Below are 12964 nucleotides of genomic sequence, written 5' to 3' on the forward strand. Positions count from 1 at the left end.
CACCCGGCATGGGCTGTGCGGATGCTGACGACCCCGTCGTCTGTGGCCTGCTCATGCCACGCAGTGCAGTGCCACTGCAGTGCGTGGCCACTGACTCGATCACGGGGCCGCAGGCTGGCAGCCTGTGCACGCCGGCCTGCAGGCACGTCACGGCCAGGCGATCAGGCTGCGGCGATCCGGCGTTACTGCGGCAACAGGTTGCGCGCGAGCAGCCAGCTGCGCGCATTTTCCGCGTCCTGCTCGAACCAGGCGCGCGTGGATCCCAGCCGGTAGGTGTAGCCCCAGGTGTCCATGTCGGTCATCAGGCGCGCGCTACCGACGCCCGGCAATTGCTCGGCCAGCAGGATCTGCAGATAACAGGTGGCGTCTTCCTCATCCACCGAATCGGTGGCGTCGGTGTGCACGGCCGCGCGCTTGTCGGCCGGCAGGACGATCAGGTGCCCGGCCTCGTGCAACAGCGAATGCACCGGCGTGTCGTCACGCACATAGACATCGCAGCCGATGATGCCGGCTTCCGGTTCGCCCCAGAAACTGCCGGGGATCGGCGCGCCGGCTTCCACGCGATGCAGGCGCAGGCCATAGCGGGCGAGCAGGGCGGCCGGTGCGTCCAGGCCGATATCGCCCACGCACAACACGCTGGCTGGCTCGGAGCTGGGAGAGGAATCGATGGTCACACGCAAGGGCTCGCGGTCGGTTCGGGCCGTCAAGGCGGCACCGTGCAAACACGGTGCCGCAGGGGACGCTTACTTGTCGCCGTCTTCGGGCAAGGCGACCGAAATATCGAGCACGTCATGCTCGCCATCCTTGACCAGATCAACCCGCACCGCATCGGCGTCGATGTTGACGTACTTCTTGATCACTTCCAGCAATTCGCGCTGCAGCAGCGGCAGGTAATCCGGCCCGCCGCGGTGGTTGCGCTCCTGCGCAATGATGATCTGCAGGCGGTTCTTGGCCGTCTCGGCGGTGTTCTTCTTGCTCTTGAGAAAATCGAGCAGGCCCATGCTTACCCTCCGAACAGCTTGCTGAAGAAGCCTTTCTTCTCCACGGATATGAATCGCATCGGGCGCTCTTCGCCCATGATGCGGGCGACCGCGTCGTCGTAGGCCTGGCCGGCCGGGGACTCGGCATCCAGGATCACCGGCTCGCCCTTGTTGGAAGCGTTGAGCACATCACCGGATTCGGGAATCACGCCGATGGCCTTCAGCCCCAGCACTTCTTCCACGTCGGTGATGCTGAGCATCTCGCCGCCTTCCACGCGGCCCGGGCTGTAGCGGGTCAGCAGCAGGAAGGCCGGCACGGTCTGGCCTTGCTCGGCCTTGCGGGTCTTGGAATCCAGCAGGCCGATGATGCGGTCCGAGTCGCGGACCGAGGAGACTTCCGGATTGACCACCACCACCGCGCGGTCGGCGAAATACATCGCCAGGAACGCGCCTTTCTCGATGCCGGCCGGCGAATCGCAGACGATGTAGTCGAAGCCGTCGGCGGCCAGGTCCTTGAGTACCTTCTCCACGCCTTCCTGGGTCAGCGCGTCCTTGTCGCGGGTCTGCGAGGCAGCCAGCACGTACAGGTTGTCGAAGCGCTTGTCCTTGATCAGCGACTGCTTGAGCGTGGCTTCGCCATGCACGACGTTGACGAAGTCGTACACCACGCGCCGCTCGCAGCCCATGATCAGGTCCAGGTTGCGCAGACCGACGTCGAAGTCGATGACGGCGACCTTCTTGCCGCGCCGTGCCAGCCCGCAGGCCAGGCTCGCGCTGGTGGTGGTCTTGCCAACGCCGCCCTTGCCGGAGGTGACTACGATGATTTCAGCCAAAGGATTTCTCCGAATATTTCTGTGGTTGGGCTGCGTCAGTCCAGCGCAGCGATCTTGATCTGATCCTGCTCCAGCCAGACCTGGACGGCCTTGCCACGCAGGTCCATGGGAACATCGTCCAGCACCTTGTAGTGGCCAGCGATGGCAACCAGTTCGGCGTGGAAGTCGCGGCAGAAGATGCGCGCGTCAGGGTTGCCCTGGGCGCCGGCCAACGCGCGGCCACGCAGGGTACCGTAGATATGGATGCTGCCGTCGGCGATGACCTCCGCCCCGGCACCGACCGTACTGAGCACAGTCAGGTCGCAGTTCTCCGCATACAGCTGCTGGCCCGAGCGCACCGCGTTGCGTTGCATGCGCCCAGGGGCCGGCCGCGCGGCGGGCGCTGCGGGTTCGGCACGCGCCGGTGGCGGCGGGGGCGGCGGCGGGCTCACCGCGGTCGGCTCGTATTGCGCACGGAACTTGGCCAGCAGCGGCACGCCGAGCTGCTGCGAGAGCAGGTCGATCTCGCTGGTGCCGTAGGCCAGCGCCACCGGCAACACGCCGGCATCGCGCAGACCGTCCAGCAGCGCCTTGGCCGTGGCCAGGTCCGGTACCTGCGACAAGCCGCCGAAATCCAGGATCACCGCCGCGCGTCCGAACAACTTCGGCGCGCGGGTCACGCGTTCGCGCATCTCGCGCACCAAGCGCGGCACGTCCAGCGTGCGCACGCGCAGGTTGGCAATGCCCACCTGGCCGATCTTCAGTTCGCCGGCCTGTTCAAAATCCACATTCACGCTCGCCACGCCTCAGCTCCCCGTCGACGGGTTGTCGGTGGCGGCGGCATGACGCGGCCGGCCGACCCACGGCAGGTGGTCGGGCAACTTGCCGGCATAGGTCTCCTTGACCCACGGATAGCTGCACATGTCTTTCATCAGCATGCTGGCGCGCACCTCGACATCGGCCATGGTGTTCTGGCCGACCTCGCGGAAGCCGAAGCTGCCATGGAACAGCAGCGCCGCATCGGCGCCATGATCCAGGAACACCTCGCAGGCCAGTTGCGGGTAGCGCAACTCGGTGTAGCTCTGCACATCGGCATAGAACGCACGCCCGACGCCACCGCCGCGACGGCGGCTGGCGACCACGATGCGGTCGATATAGAAGAATTCCGGGTGACGGTCCCGGAACCAGGCGAAATTGCTGCTGTCATGCGCACTGCCGCTGCCGAACCCGACCAGGAAACCGGCCAGGTTGCCGTCGCGCTCGGCGACGCGGAAATATTCGGCCTGCTCGTAGAAACGTTGCAGCTTGGTTGAATCCAGCGGCAGGATTGCCAGTCCGGCATTGTTGTTCAGGGCCAGGACGGAATCGAGCTCGTGCTCGCGCACGTCGCGGATAACGATCGACATTGGGACTCCGTGGGGTAACGCTCTCGACCCGAAATCGGATCTGCGTCGGATTATTGCATGCGTGGCCTGAAGCGGCGACCCGCCGTGTGCCGCCAGCCAGGCGTGAGAGCCGACTGCAGCATGCCGACGCCGGCAGCTCCTGCTGCCAAGGCAGGCGCGCCATGCCACACGCATGCATGACTTCCGGCAAGAGGGCAGCCGCCCGGCGAGCGCCTAAGATGCCTGCATGTTGGGATACCTCAGTCATACGCGCGTCCTGCGCTTCGCCGGCCTGTTCACCTGGGCAATGATCGCCATGCCCTTGGTGTACACCTATTGGCCGGCGGCCGAAGAGGGCGACCACCGCAGCGTGGCCGAAGGCCTGCTGATGTCGGCGTTCTTCGTCGGCTTCGGCGCCAGCTACTTCTGGCTGACCCGCGGCCTGAGCAGCGGCGGCCATGCGCATTGGTACGACCGGCTGATCCTGCTGCTGCTGACCATCTTCGCGCTGGCGGTCAGCTATCTGAGCGGGACCGGGCTGGGCAGCATCCTGATGATGGTGGCGGCCGGGGTCATCCCCTGGCTGCTGCCGTTACGCATCGGCGTGGCCTGGCTGGTGCTCAGCCAGCTGGCGGTGCTGCCGGTGTTCTATTACCTGCGCCCGGACTTCACCCTGTTCGCCGCGCTGATGCAGTCGCTGCTGTACGGCGGGTTTTCGATGTTCATCTTCGTGACCAGCCTGGTCGCGCGCCAGCAGACCGATGCCCGCGAAGAACAGCGCCGGCTCAATGCCGAGCTGCGCGCCACCCGCGCGCTGCTGGCCGAAAGCGCCCGCGTCAACGAGCGCACCCGCATCTCGCGCGAGCTGCACGACCTGCTTGGCCACCACCTCACCGCGCTGAGCCTGAACCTGGAAGTGGCCGGTCACATCACCGACGGCCAGGCCCAGGAGCACGTGCGCCAGGCGCATACGCTGGCCAAGCTGCTGCTCACCGATGTGCGCGAAGCGGTCAGCCACCTGCGCGACAGCGGCGCGATCGACCTGGAAGCGGCCCTGCGCCCGCTGGTGACCCAGGTGCCGTCGCTGGACATCCATCTGGACATCGCCCAGCCGCTGACCCTGGACGACCCCGAGCGCGCCCACGTGCTGCTGCGCTGTACCCAGGAAATCATCACCAATGCGGTGCGCCATGCCGGTGCGCGCAACCTGTGGATCCAGGTGCGGCGCGATGCCGACACCGTGTTGATCGACGCGCGCGACGATGGCCACGGCGCCGACACGGTGGCGCCCGGCAACGGGCTGCGCGGCATGCGCGAGCGGCTGAACCAGTATGGTGGCCAGCTCGAGATTCAAACCCGGCGGGGTGACGGCTTCGGCCTGCGCATCTCCGTTCCAGGCGCGCCGGCACTGATGCCTGCGGCCGTGACTCAAGGAGTGTTCTGATGATCCGTGTGTGCCTGGTCGACGACCAAACCCTGGTACGCCAGGGCATCCGCTCGCTGCTGGCGCTGGATAACGGCATCGAGGTGGTGGCCGAGGCCTCGGACGGCAAGCAGGCGGTCGAGCAGATCCCGCAGGTCCAGCCCGACGTGGTGCTGATGGACATGCGCATGCCGGTGATGTCCGGCCTGGAGGCGCTGCAGATGCTCTCGCGCAACGGCACGCTGCCGCCGACCATCATCCTGACCACCTTCGACGACGACCAGCTGGTGCTGGCCGGGCTGAAGGCCGGCGCCAAGGGCTACCTGCTCAAGGACGTCTCGCTGGAACAGCTGGTCGGCGCTATCCGCACCGTGGCCGACGGCGGCTCGCTGGTGCAGCCGGCGGTGACCCAGCGCCTGCTGTCGGGCCTGGAACACATGCGCAACGAGTTCGTCAGCCTGGACCGGCCCGATCCGCTGACCGACCGCGAGACCGAGATCCTGCGGCTGATGGCCAGCGGCTTCTCCAACAAGGAGATCGCCAACTCGCTGGGCGTGGCCGAGGGCACCATCAAGAATCACGTCTCCAACATCCTGTCCAAGCTCGGCGTGCGCGACCGCACCCGCGCGGTGCTGAAGGCGTTCGAGCTGCAATTGGTCTGATCGCAGCGCAGGTGGCGCTGCGTGCGGCATGGCGGCCACGCGTGCGCGACGCTGCGCGTACGCCAGGGCACCCGGCGGGGTGGTCTGGTCGTTTCCGACCTGATCATGCACGCGGCCGGGAGGCAGAACGTGGCGCCGGCGGCAATCGCATCACACACAGGCATCGCGCGATGTGCATGATAGCTGCGCGCAATCTGACCAAACCCTTGTGCAGGTTGGGGTTGCGCAGTCATGGGCTGCGCGGTTGCGCGGTGGATGACACCGCAAGACCGCGCTACCCGTCGCACAACTGAACATCTTTCTCGAAGCCTGCTAGGATGGCGGCTTCGCTTCACTCAACCCGGCCGTGGGATCGGCCCCGGAGACCTCCTGAATGACCCGTATTATCGAGTTCCTGATCGCCTTGGGGATCGTGGCTGGCTTGTTTGTCGTGGTGGGCTTGGTGTTGCCCTCGGAGCGGCAGATGTCCGAGAGTGTTGAGACCAACCGCAGGATGACGATTGTTTACGACACCGTGAACAGCTTCCGTCGTTTCAAGGATTGGAACCCGCTTGTGCTGCGTGACCCGAAGATCCAGCTGAAGCTGGTCGGCCCGACCGAGGGCAAGGGTGCACGCGTCGAATACAGCTCCACCGAAGGCTATATCGGCGACGGCAGCTGGGAGATCACCAACAGCGTCAAGAACGAGCGTGTTGAGATTTCGATCGACGATCCCACCAAGGGCTACGACAAAGTCACCAACTTCACCCTTGCGCCGACCGGCAAGAACAACAAGAACGTCAAGATCACCCAGGACTACAGCGTCAAGTACGGCTGGAACCTGTTCGGTCGTTATGCCGGTCTGTATGTCAGCCGCCACGTGGGCGACGACCTGAAGCTGGGTCTGTCGCGTCTGACGACCGCACTGGCCACCGTGCCGAATTTCGACTACCGCGCCCAGCTCGACGGCAAGCCGGTGTTGAGCGATCTCAAGCTCGTCGATGTGCCGGCCGAGGACCTGTTGGTCGTCACCGCGGGCAACATCGATCGTGACAACGAGACGATCAAGACGTCGATCAAGGACAACCAGGAGTGGATCAAGCGCGTGATGGACGCCAACGGCCTCGAGGCTGCTGGTCCGGTCCGCATCGTGACCACCGACTTTGCTACCGACAAGTACGCGTTCGACGTGGTGCAGCCGGTCCGCAAGCGTGCCGGTGGCGCGCCGAAGACCGATGCCAAGGCCGACACCGCCAAGGCGGATGCCAAGAAGGACGACGCCGCGGCTGCCGCACCTGTGGATGCAACCCCGGTTGCTGCAGCGGGCGAGGAGTTGAAGGTCAACATCCCGTCGGAAGCACCGGTCAAGTACGAGCGCACCAAGGCACACCGTTCCGCGTTTGCAACCTACGCAGGCCACATGGCCGGCCTGGACGCAGTGCGTAGCTCCCTGCGTGCCTGGGCTGCCACCAACGGCAACGATGTGACCGAGCGTCCGTACGAGTCGTGGAAGGGCGGCGTGGACAAGTCGTTTACGCAGGACGGTACCTACGACGTCTACTGGGCCATCAAGTAATCGTCTCACCACGATGATCTGATCCAGACGAAAACGCGCCGCAGTCCTGCGGCGCGTTTTTTTTTGCGCCACGGCGCTGCAATGGAAACTTCGTTATGTCCCTGCTCGAACGTCGCAAGAAACATCCGTCGCTGCTGGCGTTTTGCGGCGCCTTGCTGGCCGCCGTCGCGGTGGGCCTGTCGGCTTATGCCTCGCACGGGGTGGCCGATGCGCTGGTGCAATCGCGGCTGCAACTGGCAGCGCTGTACGCCTTCGGCCATGGCGCCGTGCTGACGGTGCTCGGCGCTACCGAAACGCGTGCACTTGGCCGGCTCGGCCTGTATCTGCTGTTGCTCGGCACGCTGCTGTTTGCCGGCAGCCTGGTCGGCGGCGCGCTGCTGCACTGGCCCACCAGCCTGGCACCGGTCGGCGGCACCAGCCTGATGCTGGGCTGGGCGGTGCTGGCGATCGGCGCGTTGAGGCGCTGAGCATGCCGCGCCATTCCCGCGGATTCGATGTGGAGGCCGCCTTTGCGTACCTGAGCCGGCGCGATCGCGCGCTGGGTGCGTGGATGAAGCGCATCGGCCCGATCACCGCGCAGCCGGGTTGGCGCAAGCCGTTCGATCCGGTGGATGCGTTGGCGCGCGCGATCCTGTTCCAGCAACTCAGCGGCAAGGCCGCATCGACGATCGTGGCGCGGGTGGAAGCGGCCATCGGGGCGCCGCGCCTGCATGCGGACACGCTCGGTCGCATCGACGACGCGGCACTGCGCGCGTGTGGCGTGTCCGGCAACAAGTCGCTGGCGCTGCGCGATCTGGCGCGCCGCGAGCGCGATGGCGAGATTCCCTCCCTGCGCAGGCTCGCCTTCATGGACGAAGAAGCGATTGTGCAGGCGCTGATTCCGGTGCGCGGCATCGGCCGCTGGACGGTGGAGATGATGCTGATGTTCCGCCTGGGCCGGCCGGATCTGCTGCCCGTCGATGACCTGGGCGTGCGCAAGGGCGCCCAGCGCGTGGACAGGCAGGAACAGATGCCGACACCGAAGGAGCTGGCCATCCGTGGCGAACGCTGGGGCCCATACCGCAGCTACGCGGCGTTCTATCTGTGGAAGATCGCCGACTTCAGCGTGGCGGCCAAGGTGCCGACGCCGCGCTCGCAGGAGTAGGGTGTTGGATTGCGCGGTGCGTGCAGCTTGCCGCGCGCATTACGCCGCCGACCAACGCCAATGCCAGGGCTCGTAGACGATGCCGTAGGGATTGTCGCGCGGATAACTCAGCCGGTAGCCAAAGCGATCCGCGTGGTCGCGCAGCCACGCGAAGGCCGGCGTGGTCTCGAAGGATTCTTCCACCGGCGGCTCGCCGGGCGTGCCGATATCCAGTGCATCGCCGCTGTGGTGTTCGCTGAAGCCGGGCGCGGTGTTGACCGCCAGGATCTGCGGCACCGTCAGTCCGCGCGCCAGCTTGCGTTCGAAGATCGCCAGTTGGTAATCGTGGCTGCGATAGCCGGACAATGCATCCAGCCGCACGCCAGCGCGTGCAGCGTCGGCCCGCATCTGTCGCCATGCACGGCTTGCGCCGGCGCTGAGCCACAACGGACGCGCAAAACGATCGCGTCCGGCAAAGTGCAGGGCAGCAGGTTCGGCTATCAGGCTCAGCCCGGTCTGCCGTGGATACGCCTCCACGTCGATTTCCAGCAGCGCCAGCCGCTGCTGCACGCCGCTGACCGGCAGCAACGTGCTCGCCCGGTCCAATGCACGCCCGCCTGGCAGTTCCAGCAGCGCCAGTGCCTCGTCCAGCCCCGGCTCGTACGCCAGTCGCGGGATCAACGGCATCAGGCCCTGCGGCAGATGCGCGGCCAGGTAGCGCCCGTCGCGCTTGCGCCGCAGCAGCCAGTCGGCTTGCGCCAGCACGCGTGCATCCGCATTGCCGCGCGCACGCAGCAGGTCTGCCGGCCACAGTTCGATGTCGGAGGTGTTGAGCAGAAAGCGTGGGGAATTGCGCATCGCCGCAGCTTAGCGGGTGCCACGTGAGGGCTGCCAGTCCGTAGCGGCGCGAACGCTTGCCTGCAGCGATAAAGATGCTCCGCTGAGCGGCGGCGGGGCGGATGCATGCGAGCGGAAGCTGATCCGTTCTGACGATCACTCACGCCTGTGCTTGTTCAAGCACCGGCGTCCTTGTCGGCCTGCGGCTTCGGCAGGCGCCCGGCCTTGCGTAGCGCATCGCGCAGCACGTATTCGATCTGCGCGTTGAGGCTGCGCAGTTCGTCGTCGGCCCAGCGCTGCGCGGCGGCCAGCACGTCGGCGTTGATGCGCAGCGGATAGGCCTTCTTCTCGCTCACTCGCGCTCCTGGCGGCCGCTGTGGCGGCGCAGGTGCATCACCATCGACACGATCAACACATTCACACCGACGAGCATGCCGATCACCACCGCGTAGATGCCGGCGCGGTTGTCGCCGGCCCAGTACAGGCAGGCAGCACCGATCAGGATGACCAGGCTGATCAGGGCCCAGCGCAGCCCCAGGCCGCGCGCGCGGTCGTCGTCGTCCGCGCCGATGGAGGCGGCGATTGCCAATGCAGGCAAGCCGGAAAGCGCGACGACCAACGGCACCATGACATTCATTGCATCACCTCAATACAGCGAGCCGGCGTTGACCACCGGTTGGGTACCACGATCAGAACACAACACGGTGAGCAGGTTGCTGACCATATGCGCCTTGCGCTCTTCGTCCAGCTGTACCACGCCGTTTTTCTGCAGCTCGGCCAGCGCCATTTCGACCATGCCCACCGCACCGGCGACGATGCGCGTGCGTGCGGCGATCACCGCATTGGCCTGCTGGCGTTGCAGCATGGCCTGGGCGATTTCCGGCGCGTAGGCGAGGTGGCTGATGCGTGCTTCGATCACGTCCACGCCGGCCTGGGTCAGGCGCTCGTCCAGATGGCGCTTGAGCTGTTCGCTGATTTCGGCCGGATGGCTGCGCAGCGAGATCTGATCGTCTTCGTGCTGGTCGTACGGGTAGCTGGTGGCCATCGCGCGCAGCGCCGCTTCGGACTGGATATGCACGAAGCTTTCGTAATCGTCGACGTTGTAGACCGCCTCGGAAGCGTCCAGCACCTGCCACACGATGACCGCGGCGATCTCGATCGGGCTGCCGTCCAGTTCGTTGACCTTGAGCCGGCCGCTCTCGAAGTTGCGCACGCGCTGGCTGACCCGGCGCTTGGCATAGAAGGGGCTGTTCCAGCGCAGGCCCGGGTCCTTGACCGTGCCGACGTACTTGCCGAACAGGCTCAGCACCGCCGCCTGGTTCGGCTCCAGCGTGTACAGGCCGGCCAGCATGAAGATGCCCGCCGCCACCACCAACAGCGCAATCAGGAACCCGGCTGGAGTCGGGCTGCCGGCCGCCAGGGTGGTGAGAATGAACCAGGCGGCGCCCGCGAACGCGGCGCCAGCGGCGAGGATGACCGGAATGCCCGGCAGTGAGCTGATCGGCTTCTCTTTCATGAGGTGGGTGTCCTTGGAGAGTTCAAAAAAGATATCAAAGTGATATCAGTTGATGCAAGTCGCGCAGCCGGCGGCCATGGTGACGGCCCGTTAGAATGGCGGCCCCCTCCCGATCTGGACCGCGCTCATGACTACTCTCGGCACGCCGTTGTCGCCTTCCGCCACCCGCGTGTTGTTGCTGGGCTCGGGCGAGCTGGGCAAGGAAGTGGCGATCGAATTGCAGCGCTTCGGGGTGGAAGTGATCGCCGCCGATCGCTATGCCAACGCGCCGGCGATGCAGGTCGCGCACCGTTCGCACGTGCTGGACATGCTCGATCCCCAGGCGCTGCGCGCGCTGATCGCCCGGGAGCAGCCGCATCTGATCGTGCCGGAGATCGAGGCGATCCATACCGAAACGCTGCTCGCGCTGGAACGCGAGCAGGGCCAGCGGGTCATCCCGACCGCGCGCGCCGCACGCCTGACCATGGACCGCGAGGGCATCCGTCGCCTGGCTGCCGAAACGCTGGGCCTGCCGACCTCGCCGTATCGCTTCGTCGACACGGCTGCCGAGTATCGCGAGGCGATCGCCGCGGTGGGCCTGCCGTGCGTGGTCAAGCCGGTGATGTCGTCGTCGGGCAAGGGCCAGAGCACCCTGCGCAGCGAGGCGGACATCGAGGCGGCCTGGGATTACGCGCAGACCGGCGGACGTGCCGGTGCCGGCCGCTGCATCGTCGAGGGCTTCATCGATTTCGATTACGAGATCACCTTGTTGACCGTGCGGCATGCCGGCGGCACCTCGTTCTGCGACCCGATCGGGCATTGGCAGAAGGACGGCGATTACCGCGAGAGCTGGCAGCCGCAGCCGATGTCAGCGGCCGCCTTGCAGCGCTCGCAGCAGATCGCGCAGGCCATCACCGACGACCTGGGCGGTCTGGGTCTGTTTGGCGTGGAATTGTTCGTCAAGGGCGACGAGGTGTGGTTCAGCGAAGTCTCGCCGCGCCCGCACGACACCGGCCTGGTCACGCTGGTCTCGCAGGAGCTGAGCGAATTCGCCCTGCACGCACGCGCGATTCTCGGCCTGCCGGTCGGTGCGGAAAACGGCGGCGTGATCCGTCAGAGCGGCCCGTCGGCCTCGTGCGCGCTGCTGGCGCACGGTCACGGCGTGCCGGTCTTCGACAATGTTGCGCAGGCCTTGCGCGACCCGGACACCGCACTGCGCCTGTTCGGCAAGCCGCGCGTGGACGGTCACCGCCGCGTCGGCGTCACGCTGGCGCGCGCGGACAGCATCGATGCCGCGCGCGAGAAGGCGCGTGTAGCCGCAGAGGCATTGCAGATCCAGCTGGACTGAGTGATGCGCGGGTCATGGCGCAGTTGCGGCGACCACCGCAATCGCGCCACGACACAAGCGACCACCCGACGCGTCAGATCCCCAATCCCCAATCACCGCCCCCCAGCAACATCCACCCAAACCGCATGATGGTCGCTGCCATCGGCGATCGCCGCTTCCGGCGTGGCGCTGGCGGGCCAGAAGATGCCGCTGCCGACCAGGGTGAACTGGCGCGAAGGCAGCACGTAGTCCAGCCGCATCGTGCCCGCCTGCGGCCCGAAGTCGCCGGTCACCTGGTGCGGGTCGCCCGCATGTGCAATGCCTTGCGCGGCGTACTCGGCAGTTTTTTCCGGGCCGCCTGCACTGCGCGGCGTGGGGTACTGCAGCACCCGCGGGTGCGTGATCAAGGCGCGGATCGCATCGTGCCGGCCAGCGCCGTCGACCGGGTCGTTATTGAGGTCGCCGAGAATGACAAAGCGCGCATCGGCGGGCAGCCCGCCGCAGCGGCCCTGGTCGTCGCACAGCCAGCTGGCGTCCTGGGGATTGTCCAGATACTCGCGCCACAGCCGCAGCTCGTCGTGGTTGCGGGCGACGTTACGCTTCTCGGCGCCATCGAACACCGGCGGGGTGGGGTGCGAGACCAGCGCGTGCACCACACCGAGCGGCGTGCGCACCGGCACGTCCCAATGCGATTTGGACGACAGCCGCAGCTGCGCCCAGATCGCGTCGCGATAGAACGCTTGTTTGCTGGACGGGTCGGTCGGGCGCAGCGCACCCGGCAGCGCGCTCCATTTCAGCAACTGGAAACTGCGCACCGCCTGCGTGTCGATCGGGTAGCGCGACAGCACCAGCATGCCGTACTGGCCGGGATGCAATCCGTAACCCCAGGCATCGTTGCCGCGGGTGCGGCCATCGCCACCGACGCTGCCGTTGTTGTCCAGATCCAGGCCGCTTGGCACGCCGGTATTGACCGGGGCCAGATAGCGATACGGGTAGCGCAACGCTGCGCCGCCGCCCGGCTGGGCGACCTGCAGATAGCGTTGCTGGAACAGATCGGCGGCGCGGTGCTCGGGGTCGAAGTCGAACTCGTTGAGCAGCACCAGATCCGGACGCACCCGCTGCAGCACCGCGGCGATCTTGCGCGCATGCGCGCTGTCGCCCTGCAGTTCGCGCACCAGGCCGCCGGCCTGATCCGAATACAGCGAGGTGTTGTAGGTCGCGATGCGTAGCTGGGCCGGCGCGGAGTCGGCAGTTGCCTTGGCGCTCGTATCCGGAGAGGTCGCCTGATGTGCGCAGGCGGCGCAGAGCGCGGTCAGCGCAAGCAGTAAGAGAGGTCTGATCATCGCCACATTCTCGCATGTGCAA

The 12964-nt window shown here is 66.5% G+C and carries 16 protein-coding genes; 6 read left to right on the top strand and 10 right to left on the bottom strand.

Annotated features, from left to right (window positions below):
- Positions 1-182: 182 nt before the first annotated feature.
- From ABQY74_RS06350 to ABQY74_RS06370, 5 genes are all read right to left on the bottom strand, one after another.
- On the bottom strand, positions 183-674 hold the full coding sequence (locus tag ABQY74_RS06350) for a hypothetical protein (RefSeq protein ID WP_102583787.1): 492 nt from the start codon (positions 672-674) through the stop codon (positions 183-185).
- 69 nt (positions 675-743) lie between these two features.
- Positions 744-1001, bottom strand: a complete 258-nt coding sequence (gene minE / locus ABQY74_RS06355; RefSeq protein WP_005994583.1) for a cell division topological specificity factor MinE — start codon at positions 999-1001, stop codon at positions 744-746.
- 2 nt (positions 1002-1003) lie between these two features.
- Positions 1004-1813 (bottom strand): septum site-determining protein MinD, encoded by an 810-nt coding sequence (gene minD / locus ABQY74_RS06360; RefSeq protein ID WP_016901689.1) that lies wholly within the window; start codon positions 1811-1813, stop codon positions 1004-1006.
- Positions 1814-1848: 35 nt separating this feature from the next.
- Positions 1849-2595, bottom strand: coding sequence for a septum site-determining protein MinC (gene minC / locus ABQY74_RS06365; protein WP_016901690.1), 747 nt, complete (start codon positions 2593-2595; stop codon positions 1849-1851).
- A 3-nt stretch (positions 2596-2598) separates the two neighbouring features.
- A complete protein-coding gene (locus ABQY74_RS06370) occupies positions 2599-3198 on the bottom strand; it encodes a GNAT family N-acetyltransferase (protein WP_016901691.1) in 600 nt (199 codons plus the stop codon).
- 226 nt (positions 3199-3424) lie between these two features.
- Between ABQY74_RS06370 and ABQY74_RS06375 the strand changes: the two genes are divergently transcribed.
- The 5 genes from ABQY74_RS06375 to ABQY74_RS06395 all read left to right on the top strand — a co-directional run bounded on the left by ABQY74_RS06375 (position 3425) and on the right by ABQY74_RS06395 (position 7961).
- Positions 3425-4621, top strand: a complete 1197-nt coding sequence (locus ABQY74_RS06375) for a sensor histidine kinase (protein WP_016901692.1) — start codon at positions 3425-3427, stop codon at positions 4619-4621.
- Positions 4621-5262 carry a response regulator transcription factor gene (locus ABQY74_RS06380; RefSeq protein ID WP_016901693.1) on the top strand — a complete coding sequence of 214 codons (642 nt, stop codon included), beginning with the start codon at positions 4621-4623 and terminating at the stop codon, positions 5260-5262. The genes ABQY74_RS06375 and ABQY74_RS06380 overlap by 1 nt, the downstream gene beginning before the upstream one ends.
- Positions 5263-5635: 373 nt before the next feature.
- A complete protein-coding gene (locus ABQY74_RS06385) occupies positions 5636-6817 on the top strand; it encodes an SRPBCC family protein (RefSeq protein WP_349793976.1) in 1182 nt (393 codons plus the stop codon).
- Positions 6818-6912: 95 nt separating this feature from the next.
- Complete coding sequence (locus ABQY74_RS06390) at positions 6913-7284, top strand: DUF423 domain-containing protein (RefSeq protein ID WP_104645185.1); 372 nt, start codon at positions 6913-6915, stop codon at positions 7282-7284.
- A 2-nt stretch (positions 7285-7286) separates the two neighbouring features.
- A complete protein-coding gene (locus ABQY74_RS06395; protein ID WP_184627497.1) occupies positions 7287-7961 on the top strand; it encodes a DNA-3-methyladenine glycosylase in 675 nt (224 codons plus the stop codon).
- A 39-nt stretch (positions 7962-8000) separates the two neighbouring features.
- On the opposite strand, the gene ABQY74_RS06400 is transcribed toward ABQY74_RS06395, so the two are convergent.
- The 4 genes from ABQY74_RS06400 to ABQY74_RS06415 form a co-directional block, all read right to left on the bottom strand.
- Positions 8001-8798, bottom strand: a complete 798-nt coding sequence (locus ABQY74_RS06400) for a M15 family metallopeptidase (RefSeq protein WP_184627495.1) — start codon at positions 8796-8798, stop codon at positions 8001-8003.
- Between the two features lie 155 nt (positions 8799-8953).
- Positions 8954-9133: a hypothetical protein gene (locus ABQY74_RS06405; RefSeq protein WP_053051285.1), complete on the bottom strand. Its 180-nt coding sequence runs from the start codon at positions 9131-9133 to the stop codon at positions 8954-8956.
- A complete protein-coding gene (locus ABQY74_RS06410) occupies positions 9130-9414 on the bottom strand; it encodes a hypothetical protein (RefSeq protein ID WP_016901699.1) in 285 nt (94 codons plus the stop codon). The genes ABQY74_RS06405 and ABQY74_RS06410 overlap by 4 nt, the downstream gene beginning before the upstream one ends.
- A 9-nt stretch (positions 9415-9423) precedes the next feature.
- A complete protein-coding gene (locus tag ABQY74_RS06415) occupies positions 9424-10293 on the bottom strand; it encodes an SPFH domain-containing protein (RefSeq protein WP_016901700.1) in 870 nt (289 codons plus the stop codon).
- Between the two features lie 127 nt (positions 10294-10420).
- Between ABQY74_RS06415 and purT the strand changes: the two genes are divergently transcribed.
- Positions 10421-11620: a formate-dependent phosphoribosylglycinamide formyltransferase gene (gene purT, locus ABQY74_RS06420; RefSeq protein WP_349793973.1), complete on the top strand. Its 1200-nt coding sequence runs from the start codon at positions 10421-10423 to the stop codon at positions 11618-11620.
- Positions 11621-11712: 92 nt separating this feature from the next.
- Here the strand turns inward: purT and ABQY74_RS06425 are convergent, their stop codons facing one another.
- A complete protein-coding gene (locus ABQY74_RS06425) occupies positions 11713-12942 on the bottom strand; it encodes an endonuclease/exonuclease/phosphatase family protein (RefSeq protein ID WP_349793971.1) in 1230 nt (409 codons plus the stop codon).
- Between the last annotated feature and the right edge of the window lie 22 nt (positions 12943-12964).

The sequence above is a fragment of the Xanthomonas sp. WHRI 7064 genome (assembly GCF_040202355.2).
Taxonomy (GTDB): Bacteria; Pseudomonadota; Gammaproteobacteria; order Xanthomonadales; family Xanthomonadaceae; genus Xanthomonas; species Xanthomonas arboricola.

Coding starts and splice junctions, on each gene's coding strand:
- minE (WP_005994583.1), bottom strand. CDS start 1,001: ATGGGCCTGCTCGATTTTCTCAAGAGCAAGAAGAACACCGCCGAGACG.
- ABQY74_RS06370 (WP_016901691.1), bottom strand. CDS start 3,198: ATGTCGATCGTTATCCGCGACGTGCGCGAGCACGAGCTCGATTCCGTC.
- ABQY74_RS06375 (WP_016901692.1), top strand. CDS start 3,425: ATGTTGGGATACCTCAGTCATACGCGCGTCCTGCGCTTCGCCGGCCTG.
- ABQY74_RS06380 (WP_016901693.1), top strand. CDS start 4,621: ATGATCCGTGTGTGCCTGGTCGACGACCAAACCCTGGTACGCCAGGGC.
- ABQY74_RS06385 (WP_349793976.1), top strand. CDS start 5,636: ATGACCCGTATTATCGAGTTCCTGATCGCCTTGGGGATCGTGGCTGGC.
- ABQY74_RS06390 (WP_104645185.1), top strand. CDS start 6,913: ATGTCCCTGCTCGAACGTCGCAAGAAACATCCGTCGCTGCTGGCGTTT.
- ABQY74_RS06395 (WP_184627497.1), top strand. CDS start 7,287: ATGCCGCGCCATTCCCGCGGATTCGATGTGGAGGCCGCCTTTGCGTAC.
- ABQY74_RS06400 (WP_184627495.1), bottom strand. CDS start 8,798: ATGCGCAATTCCCCACGCTTTCTGCTCAACACCTCCGACATCGAACTG.
- ABQY74_RS06410 (WP_016901699.1), bottom strand. CDS start 9,414: ATGAATGTCATGGTGCCGTTGGTCGTCGCGCTTTCCGGCTTGCCTGCA.
- ABQY74_RS06415 (WP_016901700.1), bottom strand. CDS start 10,293: ATGAAAGAGAAGCCGATCAGCTCACTGCCGGGCATTCCGGTCATCCTC.
- purT (WP_349793973.1), top strand. CDS start 10,421: ATGACTACTCTCGGCACGCCGTTGTCGCCTTCCGCCACCCGCGTGTTG.
- ABQY74_RS06425 (WP_349793971.1), bottom strand. CDS start 12,942: ATGATCAGACCTCTCTTACTGCTTGCGCTGACCGCGCTCTGCGCCGCC.